Origin of the sequence: Paraburkholderia sp. J11-2, assembly GCF_905220185.1 — a bacterium.
Taxonomy (GTDB): domain Bacteria; phylum Pseudomonadota; class Gammaproteobacteria; order Burkholderiales; family Burkholderiaceae; genus Paraburkholderia.
The window spans coordinates 95,107-108,540 of sequence record NZ_CAJMYY010000010.1; the positions used below are offsets into that span (position 1 = coordinate 95,107).

Annotated in this window: 13 protein-coding genes; 3 read left to right on the plus strand and 10 right to left on the minus strand. The window is 64.1% G+C overall.

Going from position 1 to position 13,434, the window contains the following annotated elements:
• Positions 1-75: 75 nt before the first annotated feature.
• From U5A57_RS15975 to uvrB, 6 genes are all read right to left on the minus strand, one after another.
• Positions 76-483, minus strand: coding sequence for a GlcG/HbpS family heme-binding protein (locus U5A57_RS15975; RefSeq protein ID WP_321912399.1), 408 nt, complete (start codon positions 481-483; stop codon positions 76-78).
• A gap of 144 nt (positions 484-627) precedes the next feature.
• A complete protein-coding gene (locus tag U5A57_RS15980) occupies positions 628-2,055 on the minus strand; it encodes a 4Fe-4S binding protein (protein WP_321912401.1) in 1,428 nt (475 codons plus the stop codon).
• Complete coding sequence (locus tag U5A57_RS15985) at positions 2,052-2,897, minus strand: FTR1 family iron permease (RefSeq protein ID WP_321912404.1); 846 nt, start codon at positions 2,895-2,897, stop codon at positions 2,052-2,054. Before U5A57_RS15985 ends, U5A57_RS15980 begins: the two co-directional genes overlap by 4 nt.
• Before the next feature lie 66 nt (positions 2,898-2,963).
• Complete coding sequence (locus tag U5A57_RS15990; protein WP_321912406.1) at positions 2,964-3,317, minus strand: cupredoxin domain-containing protein; 354 nt, start codon at positions 3,315-3,317, stop codon at positions 2,964-2,966.
• Positions 3,318-3,408: 91 nt separating this feature from the next.
• On the minus strand, positions 3,409-3,957 hold the full coding sequence (locus U5A57_RS15995) for an iron transporter (RefSeq protein ID WP_158758149.1): 549 nt from the start codon (positions 3,955-3,957) through the stop codon (positions 3,409-3,411).
• Positions 3,958-4,252: 295 nt separating this feature from the next.
• A complete protein-coding gene (uvrB, locus tag U5A57_RS16000) occupies positions 4,253-6,334 on the minus strand; it encodes an excinuclease ABC subunit UvrB (RefSeq protein WP_321912410.1) in 2,082 nt (693 codons plus the stop codon).
• Positions 6,335-6,671: 337 nt separating this feature from the next.
• Here uvrB and U5A57_RS16005 point away from each other — a divergent pair, with 337 nt between their 5' ends.
• The gene (locus U5A57_RS16005; protein ID WP_321912412.1) at positions 6,672-7,871 is read left to right on the plus strand and encodes an amino acid aminotransferase; all 1,200 of its coding nucleotides are present in this window, start codon (positions 6,672-6,674) and stop codon (positions 7,869-7,871) included.
• A 100-nt stretch (positions 7,872-7,971) separates the two neighbouring features.
• Here U5A57_RS16005 and U5A57_RS16010 read toward each other — a convergent pair whose 3' ends face one another.
• Together U5A57_RS16010 and U5A57_RS16015 are read right to left on the minus strand one after the other, a co-directional pair.
• Positions 7,972-9,249, minus strand: a complete 1,278-nt coding sequence (locus U5A57_RS16010) for a patatin-like phospholipase family protein (protein WP_321912414.1) — start codon at positions 9,247-9,249, stop codon at positions 7,972-7,974.
• Positions 9,250-9,278: 29 nt separating this feature from the next.
• Positions 9,279-10,082 carry a 3-hydroxybutyrate dehydrogenase gene (locus U5A57_RS16015; RefSeq protein ID WP_233882158.1) on the minus strand — a complete coding sequence of 268 codons (804 nt, stop codon included), beginning with the start codon at positions 10,080-10,082 and terminating at the stop codon, positions 9,279-9,281.
• Positions 10,083-10,353: 271 nt separating this feature from the next.
• Here U5A57_RS16015 and U5A57_RS16020 point away from each other — a divergent pair, with 271 nt between their 5' ends.
• Together U5A57_RS16020 and U5A57_RS16025 are read left to right on the plus strand one after the other, a co-directional pair.
• Positions 10,354-11,325 (plus strand): aldo/keto reductase, encoded by a 972-nt coding sequence (locus U5A57_RS16020; protein WP_321912417.1) that lies wholly within the window; start codon positions 10,354-10,356, stop codon positions 11,323-11,325.
• A 252-nt stretch (positions 11,326-11,577) separates the two neighbouring features.
• Positions 11,578-12,423 carry a 23S rRNA (adenine(2030)-N(6))-methyltransferase RlmJ gene (locus U5A57_RS16025; protein ID WP_321912419.1) on the plus strand — a complete coding sequence of 282 codons (846 nt, stop codon included), beginning with the start codon at positions 11,578-11,580 and terminating at the stop codon, positions 12,421-12,423.
• A gap of 32 nt (positions 12,424-12,455) precedes the next feature.
• On the opposite strand, the gene U5A57_RS16030 is transcribed toward U5A57_RS16025, so the two are convergent.
• Together U5A57_RS16030 and U5A57_RS16035 are read right to left on the minus strand one after the other, a co-directional pair.
• On the minus strand, positions 12,456-12,848 hold the full coding sequence (locus U5A57_RS16030) for a hypothetical protein (RefSeq protein ID WP_321912420.1): 393 nt from the start codon (positions 12,846-12,848) through the stop codon (positions 12,456-12,458).
• A 194-nt stretch (positions 12,849-13,042) separates the two neighbouring features.
• The gene (locus U5A57_RS16035; protein ID WP_321912421.1) at positions 13,043-13,192 is read right to left on the minus strand and encodes a DUF3563 family protein; all 150 of its coding nucleotides are present in this window, start codon (positions 13,190-13,192) and stop codon (positions 13,043-13,045) included.
• Between the last annotated feature and the right edge of the window lie 242 nt (positions 13,193-13,434).

Sequence of the window (13,434 nt, forward strand, 5' to 3'; positions counted from 1 at the left end):
ACCCCGAGCAAAAGCCGCGGCACGAGTCCGCGGCTTTTGTTTTTCTGGCGCCGCTACGCGCGGCGATGGATGCGCTTACTCGACCCCAAGCGCCACAATGCCAGCACGCGCAATAGCCGCATCCTGATCGGACTTCACGCCCGACACCCCTACCGCGCCAATGACATCGCCGTTCACGATGACGGGCACGCCGCCTTCCAGCATGCCGGTGAGCGGCGCGCTGAGAAACGCCGTGCGGCCCTGCTTGATGACGTCCTCGTACACCTTGCTCTCGCGGCGCCCTAGCGCGGCGGTGCGGGCCTTGGCTACGGCGATTTCGGCGGTAATGGGCGAGGCGGCGTCGAGCCGGCGTAGATACAGCAGATGGCCGCCATCATCGACGATGGCAATCGTCACGATCCATTCATTCGCGCGGGCGTGCGCAACGGCTGCGTCGGCTACCCGGATCACGTCTTCGTCGGTCAGTACTGCTCGCGTTCGCATGCGTCTCTCCGAAAAGTCAAAAACCGGGTTTGGCGTGTCCCACGCCAACCCGGTCCTTCAGAGTAACCCAGACTTGTGCCGCGACGCGCTGATGCCTCGTATGTCGGCTATATCAGCAGCAGACGAAGAAACGTCGACGCGCGCTCAGCGCACCCAGCCCCAGAACATGAGCCACCACGCGCTGTCCACCACGGCGAGCGCGAGCGCGAAGCCCGCGAACGCCAGCGCGCGCTGCCAGAACCGCGAGCTGTAGCGGCCCGTCACACGCCAGGCGAGCCAGGCGCTCCAGAGATTCGTGATGACGAGAATCGCAATGCGCACCTCGGCGGCCCAGTCTAGCGGCACGTGCTCGGCGCGCAGAAGCGAGAGCGTCGTGGCCGAGAGGCCGAGGAACACGCCCGCGCCCGCCAGAGGAATCAGCGACTGCGCGAAGTGATGCAGGCGCCGCATCTCGAAACGCCCGAGCACGGCCGTCGAGCCCGCGAGGATCACGAGCAGCGCCGTGCCATACACGAGCGCCGTGGCGACGATATAGCCCACGATCATCGTGCCGTCGAGCCACGAGAACACGTCGTTCTGCTCCGGGTAATGCGTGAGCAGGAACCACGGCGCGTTCGTGTCGAGCGGCCAGGTGATGTCGCGGTCGATGAGCCAGCCGGCGAGCCATTGCTTGATGCCGATAAACCACGGCGAGCCCGTCCAGTGGAACGCGCCGATCGCCACACCGAGCAGGCCGTAGAGAATCAGCGCGGTGTCCCACGGGTTCGCCTGGCTGTCGCCCAGCTCGACCACTTCTTCCCCGGGCGAGCGCCACGAGAGCGCAATGGCGTCGCGATGGCCGCTGCAGCGTCCGCACATGTGGCACTGCGCGGCGCCCTTCATGTTGCGCAGCGGCACGAGCGGCGCGCAGTTCACGGGAATCACGCGATGCCCGCCGTGCTCGCCGTGCGTGTAGGAGTTGCGCCAGGCGTCTTCGTCGACCTTGAAGCGAAACGGCGCGAGACGCGCGAGAAGCGCAAAAACCCCGTTCACGGGGCAGAGATACTTGCACCAAACGCGCTTCTCGCGCCCGTACAGAAAACCGATCACCATCGCGCCGAGCGTCGAGCCGCCCAGCACGAGCAACACCGCCTTGGGGTACTGGTAGACGCTCACCATCTGACCGTAGATCGTGGTGAGGCCAAAGGCCACGAAAGGCCAGCCGCCCCAGCGCATCCAGCGCGGAATCGCGCGGCCGCGTCCGAACTTGCTGGCGAACTCGGTGAGCGCGCCTTCGGGGCAGAGCACGCCGCACCACACGCGGCCGAACATCACCATCGAGAGCAGCACGAACGGCCACCAGATGCCCCAGAACACGAACTGCGCCGCGAGCGTGAGGTTGTTCCACAGGTGCGCCGTGTCGCCGGGCAGCGGCATTGCCGCCGGCACGAGAATCAGGAATGCGTAGACGGCAACGACGACCCACTGCACGGCGCGGATCGCCGCGCCGTGACGTTGCATCCACTGGCCCGCCTGGGCGAGCTTGCCAGGGCGCCCGTTTGGCTGCGTCGGGCGAGCGGATGCACAACTCATGCTGCCTTCCTCTTCGCAACCACGCCCGCGCGGCCGGTCGCGCGCCGCACGAGGAACCACACCACGAGCCAGTACACGGCATAGGCGACCAGGTTCATGAGCGCCGGATGCGCGCGGTAGCCCGTGAGCGTCGCGACGAGCGAGCCGAAGGTGCTCGAGTCGTCGAGGATCGCCGAGGAGTTCCACACCTGGTCGACGATGGTCGGCAGGATTTCCTTGTCGATCAGCTTGTCTACGCCGGTCTGGAACAGGCCCGCGCCGAGGAACAGCAGCATGATCTCGGTGATGCGGAAGAAGTGCCGCCACGAGAAGATCTTGCCGCCCAGCTGAAGCAGATAGAACGTGAGGAACGCCAGCGCGAGGCCGATCAGCACTGCGAGATACTGGCTCGCGTCCACATGGCCCGACTGACCGAAGCCGAGGCCGTAGAGAAAGATCACCGTCTCGCTGCCTTCACGCGCGATGGCCAGCGCGACGAGAATCGTCACGCCCCACCAGTTCGCGTCGCGCGTGCTCTTTTCCAGCGACTCTTCCATCTCGCGCTTGAGCGTGCGGCCGTGGCGTTTCATCCACAGCACCATCTGCACGATCAGCACGCACGCCACCAGCACCATGCCGGTCTGGAAGTAGTCCTGCGCGTCGCCCGACAGCACTTCGGTGAAGCCGACCAGCGCCGCGCCGAGCGCGACAGCGGCAACGATGCCGAGCGCCACGCCGCCCCACAGGTACGGCACGCCGCGCCGCGCATCGGCGTCGCCGTTTTTCAGCCACGCATAAAGAATCCCGACGACGAGCAGCGCTTCGACGCTCTCCCGCCACACGATGAACATCACCTGACCCATTCAACACCTCCCGCTACCGGCGCTACACGCCAGCGGCCTTACTTCGCTACGCTTATTTCGCGACGCTTATTTCGCGACGATCACGCCCTGCGCCTGCTGGTGGAAATCGTCGAAGAACTTGTACTCGCCCGGATCGAGCGGCGCGATCACAACGAAGGAATCCGCGCCGGGCGCCAGCACCTTTTCCTTGCGCAACTGAACGCTCTCGAACTCCGCGGCGCCCTTGCCCGTATTGCGCACCTCGATCTTGATGCGCTTACCCGCCGGCACTTCGATGCGCGCCGGGTTGAGCTTGCCGTCGTTCATTTCGAGCTTGAACGTGGGCAGATCTTCGGCGTGCGCGATCGTGGCCACGCCCGCGAGCGACACCGCAAAAGACGCGCTGAGCGCGAGCGCCGCAAACTTCCGCTTTCCAGTCATGGGTTTTACCTGCTCCTTGCTGCCATTCATGCGGCGGCGCTGGACGAGATACGCGCCGCCGCTCGCACCGCCTGGTGACACTAACTACGACTTAGTAACCGCCCTTCTTGCCGATGCCCGCGAACGGGAAATCGTATTCCAGCGTGATCGGCTTGAACCACGGGCCCACGCCCGTTTCCTTGTCGACGTGACGGCCGAACGCCATGTGGCCCGTCTGCATCGGCGCCTCGACGATCAGCTTGAGGTGGTACTTGCCGGGGCCGGCGAGCTTCACGTTGTCGCCGTAGTGCGGGCCGTCGTTGGCGACCATCGGCATCAGGTCGCCCTTTTGCACGTAGCTCGAACCCGGCTTGGTGAGTTCGTAGTGAACCTGCAGATACGGCATCCAGTCGCCTTCGGCGAAGCCGGTCGGGTTGTTCTTGACCGCGTGGATGTCCGATTCGAGGTGAATGTCGGAATCCGAGGCCTTGCGCATCATGCCTTCCGGCTCCATCGTGATCGGCTGCAGATAGACCGCGCCAATTTCCATGCCGCCCTGGATTGCCTGCTTGCCGATCGGGTATTCCGCCGCGTTGGCCGCAAGCGCCGCCGTGGCGGCCGCGATGACGGCAGTGCCGCGCAAGAGAGAGTGAATCCGCATCGAAACTCCTGGTTTTTATATATGAGGGTTACATCCGACCTACGTTCGCTGCGTCCATGTAATAACGCTAATGCGAACAATTCTCAATAATGGCGAAGTTTAACACCGATGCAGATGAGGGACAAATTCGGAGGCGCGGAAAACCCAACCGCGACAGGGTTTTAGCAGCGATTTGTTAACAGGGGCTTACGGCGGCTAGCGGCCCGGTTGCAGCGTCGGGATCTGACGAAAGGCATTCGAATGGAACAGGCAGGGTGCGGCGCAAAGCCGCCCCACCCGCCTCGTGGCCCGATGCTCAGATCGGATGGTCGCCCACGTTCGCCCCGAACACGCGCTGGCGCAGCACCGCGAGTTGATCGCGCGTCTGGGCAGCCTTCTCGAATTCGAGGTTCTTCGCGTAGTCCATCATCTGCTTTTCGAGCTTCTTGATTTCCTTGGCGATCTGCTTCTCGGACATGTCCTCGAACTTCGCGCGCTCCTGCTCCTCGCGCAGCTCGGCGCGGGCTTCATCGACGTTGTAGACGCCGTCGATGATGTCCTTGATGCGCTTGACCACGCCGCGCGGCACGATGCCGTTCTCTTCGTTGAAGTGGATCTGCTTGGCGCGGCGGCGCTCGGTTTCGTCGATCGCTCGGCGCATCGAGTCGGTAATGCGGTCGCCATAGAGAATGGCCTTGCCGTTCACGTTACGCGCGGCACGCCCGATCGTCTGGATGAGTGAGCGCTCGGCGCGCAGGAAGCCTTCCTTGTCGGCGTCGAGAATCGCCACGAGCGAGACTTCGGGAATGTCGAGGCCTTCGCGCAGCAGGTTGATGCCCACGAGCACGTCGAAAGTGCCCAAACGCAGGTCGCGGATGATCTCCACGCGCTCGACCGTGTCGATGTCGCTATGCAGATAGCGCACCTTCACGCCGTGGTCCGAGAGAAACTCGGTGAGCTGCTCGGCCATGCGCTTGGTGAGCGTCGTGACGAGCACGCGCTCGCCCACGGCCACGCGCTCGTTGATCTCGCCGAGCACGTCGTCGACCTGCGTCGATGCGGGCCGCACCTCGATCACCGGGTCGACGAGGCCCGTGGGCCGCACGACCTGTTCCGCGATCTGACCCGTCACCTTCTTCTCGTAGTCGGCGGGCGTGGCCGAAACGAACACGACCTGGCGCATCTTGCGCTCGAACTCGTTGAACTTGAGCGGCCGGTTGTCGAGCGCAGAAGGCAGCCGGAAGCCGTAGTCGACGAGATTTTCCTTGCGCGCGCGGTCGCCGTTGTACATGCCGTTGAACTGGCCGATCAGCACGTGCGACTCGTCGAGGAACATCATGGCGTCGGTCGGCAGGTAATCGACGAGCGTGGGCGGCGGCTCGCCGGGCAGCGCGCCCGAAAAGTGCCGCGAGTAGTTCTCGATGCCCTTGCAGAAGCCCAGTTCCTGAAGCATTTCCAGATCGAAGCGCGTGCGCTGCTCGAGGCGCTGCGCCTCCACGAGCTTGCCTTCCGTATGGAAGAACTCGAGGCGCTCGCGCAATTCGGACTTGATGGTTTCAACGGCGCGCAGCACGGTCTCGCGCGGCGTCACATAGTGCGACGACGGATAGACGGTAAAGCGCGGAATCTTCTGGCGCACGCGGCCCGTGAGCGGATCGAAGAGCTGCAGCGTTTCCACTTCGTCGTCGAACAGTTCCACGCGCACGGCCATTTCGGCGTGTTCGGCCGGGAAAATGTCGATGGTGTCGCCGCGCACGCGGAACGTGCCGCGCTGGAAGTCCTGCTCGTTGCGCGTGTATTGCATGGCGATCAGGCGCGCGATGACGTCGCGCTGGCCGAGACGGTCGCCGTGGCGCAGCGTGAGAATCATCTGGTGGTACTCGGACGGATTGCCGATACCGTAGATTGCCGAAACCGTCGCAACGATCACCACGTCGCGCCGCTCCATCAGGCTCTTGGTGGCCGAAAGCCGCATCTGCTCGATGTGCTCGTTGATCGACGAATCCTTCTCGATGAAGAGATCGCGCTGCGGCACATAGGCTTCCGGCTGGTAGTAGTCGTAGTACGAGACGAAGTACTCGACGGCATTGCGCGGGAAGAACTCGCGGAACTCGGCGTAGAGCTGCGCGGCGAGCGTCTTGTTCGGCGCGAACACGATGGCCGGGCGGCCCAGGCGCGCGATGGTGTTCGCCATCGTGTAGGTCTTGCCCGAGCCCGTCACGCCAAGCAGCGTCTGGAACGAGAGGCCGTCCTCCACGCCTTCCACGAGCGTTTCGATGGCCGTCGGCTGGTCGCCGGCCGGCGGGTACGGCTGGTAGAGCTGGAACGGCGAGCCTTCGTACTGGACGAATTTCGACTCGTCGAGCGCGCTCGCGTCGGCGACGGTGTGGTCGGACATGGGGGGCATCCTGTGCGCGGAGCAAACAACTATTCTAGCGTCTTGCCGAATCTTGCCGATGGGCAAGCCTGGGGCGAGACGAGGCGGGGTCAGCCATACATGGGGCGCAACGGCAGTAGTGCAAGGCCCGCGCGTCGCGGCCACGGCGAACGCCCAGGCAGACGCCCAAGCGGGCGCGCGCCAGAAATCGCCCAATCGTGCCGGAAATAGCCCTGAAAGCGGCGCGGAGAATGGCAAATCCGCGGAAATCCGGCTTGAGGATTCGTTACAATAGCGAGTTCCGTGGCCGGTGCAGCATGCGGCCCAACCGATCTTCCTTCACTTTTGCCGAACGATCATGTCCCTCTTTTCCGCTGTCGAACTCGCCCCCCGCGACCCGATCCTGGGTCTGAACGAAGCCTATAACGCCGATGCGCGCGCGACCAAGGTGAACCTCGGTGTGGGCGTGTACACCAACGAAGAAGGCAAGATCCCGCTGCTGCGCGCGGTGCGCGAAGCCGAAAAGGCGCGTGTGGAAGCCGGTCTGCCGCGCGGCTATCTGCCGATCGAAGGTCTCGGCGCATATGACGCCGCCGTGCAAAAACTGCTGCTCGGCGACGATTCGCCGCTGATCGCCGCGGGCCGCGTCGTGACGGCGCAGGCGCTGGGCGGCACGGGGGCGCTTAAGATCGGCGCCGACTTCCTCAAGCGCGTGAACCCGAACGCCAAGGTCGCGATCAGCGACCCGAGCTGGGAAAACCACCGCGCCCTGTTCGAAAGCGCAGGGTTTGAAGTCATCGCGTATCCGTACTACGACGCGCAGACCAACGGCGTGAACTTCGAAGGCATGCTCACGGCGCTGAACGGCTACGCCGCCGGCACCGTCATCGTGCTGCACGCGTGCTGCCACAACCCGACCGGCGTGGACCTCACGGTCGACCAGTGGAAGCAGATCATCGAAGTCGTGAAGGCGCGCAACCTCGTGCCGTTCCTCGACATCGCGTATCAGGGCTTTGGCGACGGCATCGCGGAAGACGGCGAAGTCGTGCGCCTCTTCGCCGCTTCGGAACTCAACGTGTTCGTTTCGTCGTCGTTCTCGAAGTCGTTCTCGCTGTACGGCGAACGTGTGGGCGCGCTGTCGATCCTCACGAGCAGCAAGGAAGAATCGGCGCGCGTGCTCTCGCAGCTCAAGCGCGTGATCCGCACGAACTATTCCAACCCGCCGACGCACGGCGGCTCGGTGGTCGCAGCCGTGCTCGGCTCGGCCGACCTGCGCGCCATGTGGGAAGCGGAACTCGGCGAAATGCGCAACCGCATCCGCGCGATGCGCACGGGCCTCGTCGAGCGCCTCACGGCCGCTGGCGTGGACCGCGACTTCAACTTCATCAACGTGCAACGCGGCATGTTCTCGTACTCGGGCCTGACGGCTGCGCAAGTCGACCGCCTGCGCGAAGAGTTCGGCATCTACGCCGTGAGCACGGGCCGCATCTGCGTGGCCGCGCTGAACACGCGCAACCTCGACGTCGTGGCAAGCGCAGTCGCACAAGTGCTGAAGTAAAGGCGTTGCCGCAACGCGGCGTGCTGATGCGATAAAAAAGGCGTCCGTTCGAAAGAACGGACGCCTTTTTCTTTGTCGAGTGGCAAAAGGCGCGAATGACTCAGGCGCCGTGGCCACGCATATCGCGATGGATATCGTGCGTGACGAAACCCGAGTCGTTATCGGGCTTGTCGAGCCAGCCCGGCTGCGCGAGCGAGGCGCGGATGTCCTGCAAACCGCTTGCCCAGTGTTCGCGCATGGTCGAGATGCCGAACTGGTAGTCCTTGAAGTGCCCCTCGTATTCCTTCTGCCGGTAGATGAGGTGGATTACGTTGTACTTCTTCGAGCACGACAGCTCGTCCGCCAGTGCGACCCACGGATCATTGCGATGCTCGGGCGCGACGCGATCGAGCACCTCGCGCAGCACATGGCGGTAACGCTGCGAGCGCTGCAGGATGTCGGTCACGAGACGCGTGCGGCTCGAATACTGAATGTCCTTCACGCGGCCCTGCACGTCGATGAGGTTGTCGGGCACCGGTCCGCGTGCGCTCCAGAGATCGACCTGGAACGCGAGCGTGTCGCGCCGCGGCGTGGTCTGGATCACCTCATAGAGCGGCGTGTTCGACATCAGGCCGCCGTCCCAGTAGTACTCGCCGTCGATCTCCACCGCCGCGAAGCCTGGCGGCAGCGCGCCCGAGGCAATGAAATGCTCGGGGCGCAGCTTCGTGGTCTTGTTGTCGAAATAGACGAAGTTGCCGCTGCCCACGTTGACCGCGCCCACCGACACGCGCGTTTCGCCCGAGTTGATGCGCTCGAAGTCGCACAGACGTTCCAGCGTCGCCTTGAGCGGCTTCGTGTCGTAGTAGCTGGCCGTTTCGGGCGAGCCCGACCCATGAGGCAGCGGCGGCGGAAAGCGCGGCACGAAAAAGCCCTTCTGCCCTTCCATGATCGCGCCTGCCGCCTGCATGGCCGTGAACGTCTTGCGCACGGCGGCATTCGCATTGAAGAGCGCGTGCTCGACGAAGGACGGCAACGGGAAGCTGTAGGCCGGCTGGCAGATCGTTTCCCAGAACTCGCGCAGACGCGCCACGCGATGCTCAGGCGCATTGCCCGCGATGATGGCGGTATTGAGCGCGCCAATTGAAATGCCCGCGATCCAGTTGGGCGCAATGCCGGCCTCGACGAGCCCTTCGTACACGCCCGCCTGATACGCGCCGAGCGCCCCGCCCCCCTGCAGCGTGAGCGCGATGGTTTCCCACTCCTTGGCCTGCGGGCCGCACTGGGAAACATGCGGATGCGGTGCGTTGCCGGCATGCGCGCCGGACTGTGCACTGGCATGCGCGCCGACTTCGTCGTCGACTGCGCTCGACTGGACCTGCCCTTTCTTGCGTTGCGCCATTGCCGCGCCTCCTGCGCTCGATGCCTGCGTTATTGCATGAACCAGCCGTGGCTCACCACGAAGGACTGGCCGGTGAACGCAGCGCTCGGGAACGCCGAGAGGAAGAGCACGGTTTGCGCGACGTCCTCGACGGTCGTGAAAATACCGTCCACTGTGCCGCCGAGCATCACGCGCTTGACCACTTCTTCTTCGGAGATGCCGAGTTCCTTGGCCTGCTCCGGAATCTGCTTTTCCACGAGAGGCGTGCGCACGAAGCCCGGACACACCACGTGCGAGCGCACATTGTGCTTGCCGCCCTCCTTGGCGAGTACGCGCGCGAGGCCGAGCAGCGCGTGCTTGGCCGCGACATAGGCCGACTTCAGCGGCGACGCCTCGTGCGAGTGGACCGAACCCATGTAGATCACCACGCCGCCGCGGTCGTCCTTGTACATGTGCTTGAGCACCGCCTTGGTGGTGAGGAATGCGCCGTCCACATGGATGGCCTGCATCTTCTTCCAGTCGGAAAACGCGTAGTTCTCGATCGGGTTCACGATCTGGATGCCGGCGTTCGAGATGAGGATATCGACCGGGCCGAGTTCGGCCGCGACGCGGTCGATGCCCTGGTTCACGGCGTCCTCATTGGTCACGTCCATGGCGACGCCGATGGCCTTGCCGCCTGCGCCCTTGATCTCTTCGGCCACGGCGTCCGCGCCGCTCTGGTTCAGGTCGGCGATGGCGACCGCAGCGCCTGCCTGCGCGAGCGTGAGGGCGATCTGCTTGCCAATGCCGCTGGCCGCGCCGGTAACGACTGCGACCTTGCCATCGAGTTTCGTGTTCAGTGAGAGAGACGACATCGGGCACCTCCAGGTGAGTGAACGGGACAGGATGAAACCTCGGAGCGCGCGCCGTCAAACCTGACGAATGGCTTATGCCATCCGGCCGGATGTTGCGTCGCGGCCAACCAGGCTATTGTGCATGAACCCGTCTCGTCCAAGCATCGAGCAAGACAAGCAAAAGCGATTTTCGCCGCAGTGCAAAGCGCAATGCGGCATGCCAGCCACCGCAAGGCCGTTCAGCAACAATGGCCAAGTCGTGCTAGCTTTATCGGCTCACAAGGAGGCGTTAATGAACTATCGGCGACTGGGCCGCTCAGGCCTGCAGGTAAGCGAACTGTCCATCGGCTCGTGGGTCACCTACGGAAACCAGGTCGACGCCAGGCTCGCGCGCGAATCGCTCGCGGCGGCGCGCGACGCGGGCATCAACTTCTTCGACAACGCCGAGGCTTATGCAGGCGGCAAGTCGGAAGAGCTCATGGGCCAGGCGCTCAAGGAGCTAGCGTGGCCGCGCGTGAGCTACGTGGTCTCGACCAAGTTCTACTGGGGCTTGAACGAAGCGCCCAACCAGTACCACACGCTCAACCGCAAGTACCTCATGAACGCGATCGACGGCTCGCTCAAGCGGCTGCAGCTCGAATATGTCGATCTCGTGTTCTGCCACCGTCCCGACCCGAACACGCCGGTCGAGGAAACCGTCTGGGCGATGAGCGACATGATCACGCGCGGCAAGGCGCTCTACTGGGGCACGTCGGAATGGAGCGCCGACGAAATCCGCGCCGCGTGGGAAATTGCGGAGCGTCATCACCTGCACAAGCCGGTCATGGAGCAGCCGCAGTACAACCTGTTCCACCGCACGCGCGTGGAAGACGAATACCGCCGGCTTTACGAGGACATTGGCCTCGGCCTCACCACCTGGAGCCCGCTCGCCTCGGGCCTGCTCACCGGCAAATATCGCGGCGGCGTGCCGTCGGGCAGCCGCGCGGAACTGCAGGGCTACGACTGGCTGCGCAAGAATGTTACCGACCCTGACAAGAACGAGATCGTCGGCAAGCTCGCCGAGTTCGCGAAACAGCTCGACTGCTCGGTGGGGCAGCTGGCGCTCGCGTGGATCCTGAAGAATCCGCATGTGAGCACAGTCATCACCGGGGCCTCGCGTATCGAGCAGATCGGCGAAAACATGAAGGCGCGCGACGTGGCGGAAAAGATCACGCCGGACGTCAAGGCGCAGATCGAGGCCATCGTCGGCGACGCTTACGACTGACGTCTCGCGCATGCCCGCAACGCGCGGCGCGCTCGCCGCCGTCGGATGGGCGCACGCCTGAGCGCATCCGGGAGGTTGGCGTACTGCGGGTGACTCGCGTTGCGGCTGCGCACTCGTGGTGACGTACAATACGCGGCCTCGCTGCGCGCACCGCTGCTTCGGTAGCGGTGTGCGTATGGCGCAGGCAGGCGGCGCAGCAATCGCGCCGCCGCCGTTTTCCCCGTTCTCACCGGACTTCGTGTCCCGTCCATCATGCTGAGCTACCGTCACGCCTTCCACGCCGGCAATCATGCCGATGTCCTGAAACACGCCGTCGTCGTGCAACTGCTGCATTACCTCGGCAAGAAGGACAAGGCGTACTGGTACATCGACACCCACGCGGGCGCGGGCGCCTACGCGTTGCGCGAAGGCTACGCCACGAAGAACGCCGAGTTCGACACAGGCATCGGCAAGCTGTGGGGCCGCAACGACCTGCCTGCGGCGCTCGCCGAGTACGTGGACGAAGTGGCGGCGCTGAACCCCGATGGCGACTTGCGCTTCTACCCGGGCTCTCCCTATCTCGCGTGGCGTCTCATGCGCGAGCAGGACCGCATGCGGCTCTTCGAATTGCACAGCACGGAAATCGACGTGCTGCGCCACCGCTTCCACGACGCGGGGCGCCGCGTGATGATCTACGCAGGCGACGGCTTCGACGGCATCAAGGCGCTCCTGCCCCCGCCGCCGCGCCGTGCGCTCGTGCTGATCGACCCGTCTTTCGAGGACAAGCGCGACTACGCGCGCACGCTGACCTGCGTCGAGGAAAGCCTCAAGCGCTTCGCGAACGGCACCTATGCAGTGTGGTATCCGCAGGTCACGCGTCCCGAGTCGCAGCGCTTTCCGGAGCAACTCAAGCGCCTGCAGGACAAGAACTGGCTGCACCTCACGCTTTCAGTGAGCAATCCGCCCGAAGACGGTTTCGGCCTTTACGGCAGCGGCATGTTCATCCTGAACCCGCCCTACACGCTCGAAGCGGCGATGAAAGAGGCGCTGCCCTGGCTCGTGAAAACGCTCGGCCAGGACGCCGGCGCACAGTTCAAGATCGAGTCGCGCGGCGACTGAGCCGCGCGAACCGCCTCACTCCGCTTGAGGCGTCACTGCCCGGCCGGCAACGGCTGGGGAAGCGGCGGCGTTTCGCGATGAGGCGGGCGTGGCGGCCGCGGCGGCGGATTCGGCCGACCGCCGCCCTGCTGCACTTCCACATACGGCGCGACGACATAGGGCTGCGACGAATCCGGCGCAAGACCCGCCGGCTGCGCCGCCTGCACCATCGGTTCGTGCGAGAGCGGCGCGTTTTGCAGAACGATGCCCGGTTGACCGTCGCTAATCCCTCTTTGCGTATCCAGAATCAGCGGCTGCCCCGCATGCACGCTGGCGCTGGCGCACGCCATGACGACGGCGATCAGCCCCGCACGCGCAACAGAAAAACGCCGCGGCGCGCGGCGCGGCGACACCAATGTGCGATGGGAAATGCGGTCTTGCACCATGAATGGCCCCCGGAGAGATAGCGACACCATTGCTATGACGGCTTGTCGCAAAAAAGACTTTACCTTACCGCGGTGGGAAGGCTCAGACTCTGCTCCATCGGTGGCGCAGAAATGACAAAGCCCCGCCAATGCGGGGCTTGAAACTGTGCTGCTCTCACCGGGTCGACACCCGGTCAGTGGTCTGCAGCGCCGGCTTACAGCGAGCTGTAGCCGTTCGACTCGATCGAACGAATGCGCTGTTCGAGCTGGACGATATCGGCCGACGATGCGAGATACGCTTCGCGGCGACGACGTTCAGCAGTTTCAAACCAGTTGCTCAGCTTTTCAAGAAGGAATGCAAACATGATGGTGTGCTCCAAGGATTCGGTTCGGCGATCCCCGGTGAATTCGCATCAGGGATAACCCTCATTAGGGATAACCCGCATTATAACGGTTGCACCGAACTTTGCTAGTGAATTGCCCGAATACCGTGCATTCCATTTTGGAATGATGGTGGGATACGAATCGGCAACATCATGTTTTATCGACACATTTTTCAGCATTTTCGCAGGCGATTGTCAGCAATCGCGCGCAAACGCACCAACAT

What these genes read in the sequence shown, in the direction of transcription:
- U5A57_RS15975 (WP_321912399.1), bottom strand. Translation starts at nt 483, where the DNA reads ATGCGAACGCGAGCAGTACTGACCGACGAAGACGTGATCCGGGTAGCC.
- U5A57_RS15980 (WP_321912401.1), bottom strand. Translation starts at nt 2,055, where the DNA reads ATGAGTTGTGCATCCGCTCGCCCGACGCAGCCAAACGGGCGCCCTGGC.
- U5A57_RS15985 (WP_321912404.1), bottom strand. Translation starts at nt 2,897, where the DNA reads ATGGGTCAGGTGATGTTCATCGTGTGGCGGGAGAGCGTCGAAGCGCTG.
- U5A57_RS15990 (WP_321912406.1), bottom strand. Translation starts at nt 3,317, where the DNA reads ATGACTGGAAAGCGGAAGTTTGCGGCGCTCGCGCTCAGCGCGTCTTTT.
- U5A57_RS15995 (WP_158758149.1), bottom strand. Translation starts at nt 3,957, where the DNA reads ATGCGGATTCACTCTCTCTTGCGCGGCACTGCCGTCATCGCGGCCGCC.
- uvrB (WP_321912410.1), bottom strand. Translation starts at nt 6,334, where the DNA reads ATGTCCGACCACACCGTCGCCGACGCGAGCGCGCTCGACGAGTCGAAA.
- U5A57_RS16005 (WP_321912412.1), top strand. Translation starts at nt 6,672, where the DNA reads ATGTCCCTCTTTTCCGCTGTCGAACTCGCCCCCCGCGACCCGATCCTG.
- U5A57_RS16010 (WP_321912414.1), bottom strand. Translation starts at nt 9,249, where the DNA reads ATGGCGCAACGCAAGAAAGGGCAGGTCCAGTCGAGCGCAGTCGACGAC.
- U5A57_RS16015 (WP_233882158.1), bottom strand. Translation starts at nt 10,082, where the DNA reads ATGTCGTCTCTCTCACTGAACACGAAACTCGATGGCAAGGTCGCAGTC.
- U5A57_RS16020 (WP_321912417.1), top strand. Translation starts at nt 10,354, where the DNA reads ATGAACTATCGGCGACTGGGCCGCTCAGGCCTGCAGGTAAGCGAACTG.
- U5A57_RS16025 (WP_321912419.1), top strand. Translation starts at nt 11,578, where the DNA reads ATGCTGAGCTACCGTCACGCCTTCCACGCCGGCAATCATGCCGATGTC.
- U5A57_RS16030 (WP_321912420.1), bottom strand. Translation starts at nt 12,848, where the DNA reads ATGGTGCAAGACCGCATTTCCCATCGCACATTGGTGTCGCCGCGCCGC.
- U5A57_RS16035 (WP_321912421.1), bottom strand. Translation starts at nt 13,192, where the DNA reads ATGTTTGCATTCCTTCTTGAAAAGCTGAGCAACTGGTTTGAAACTGCT.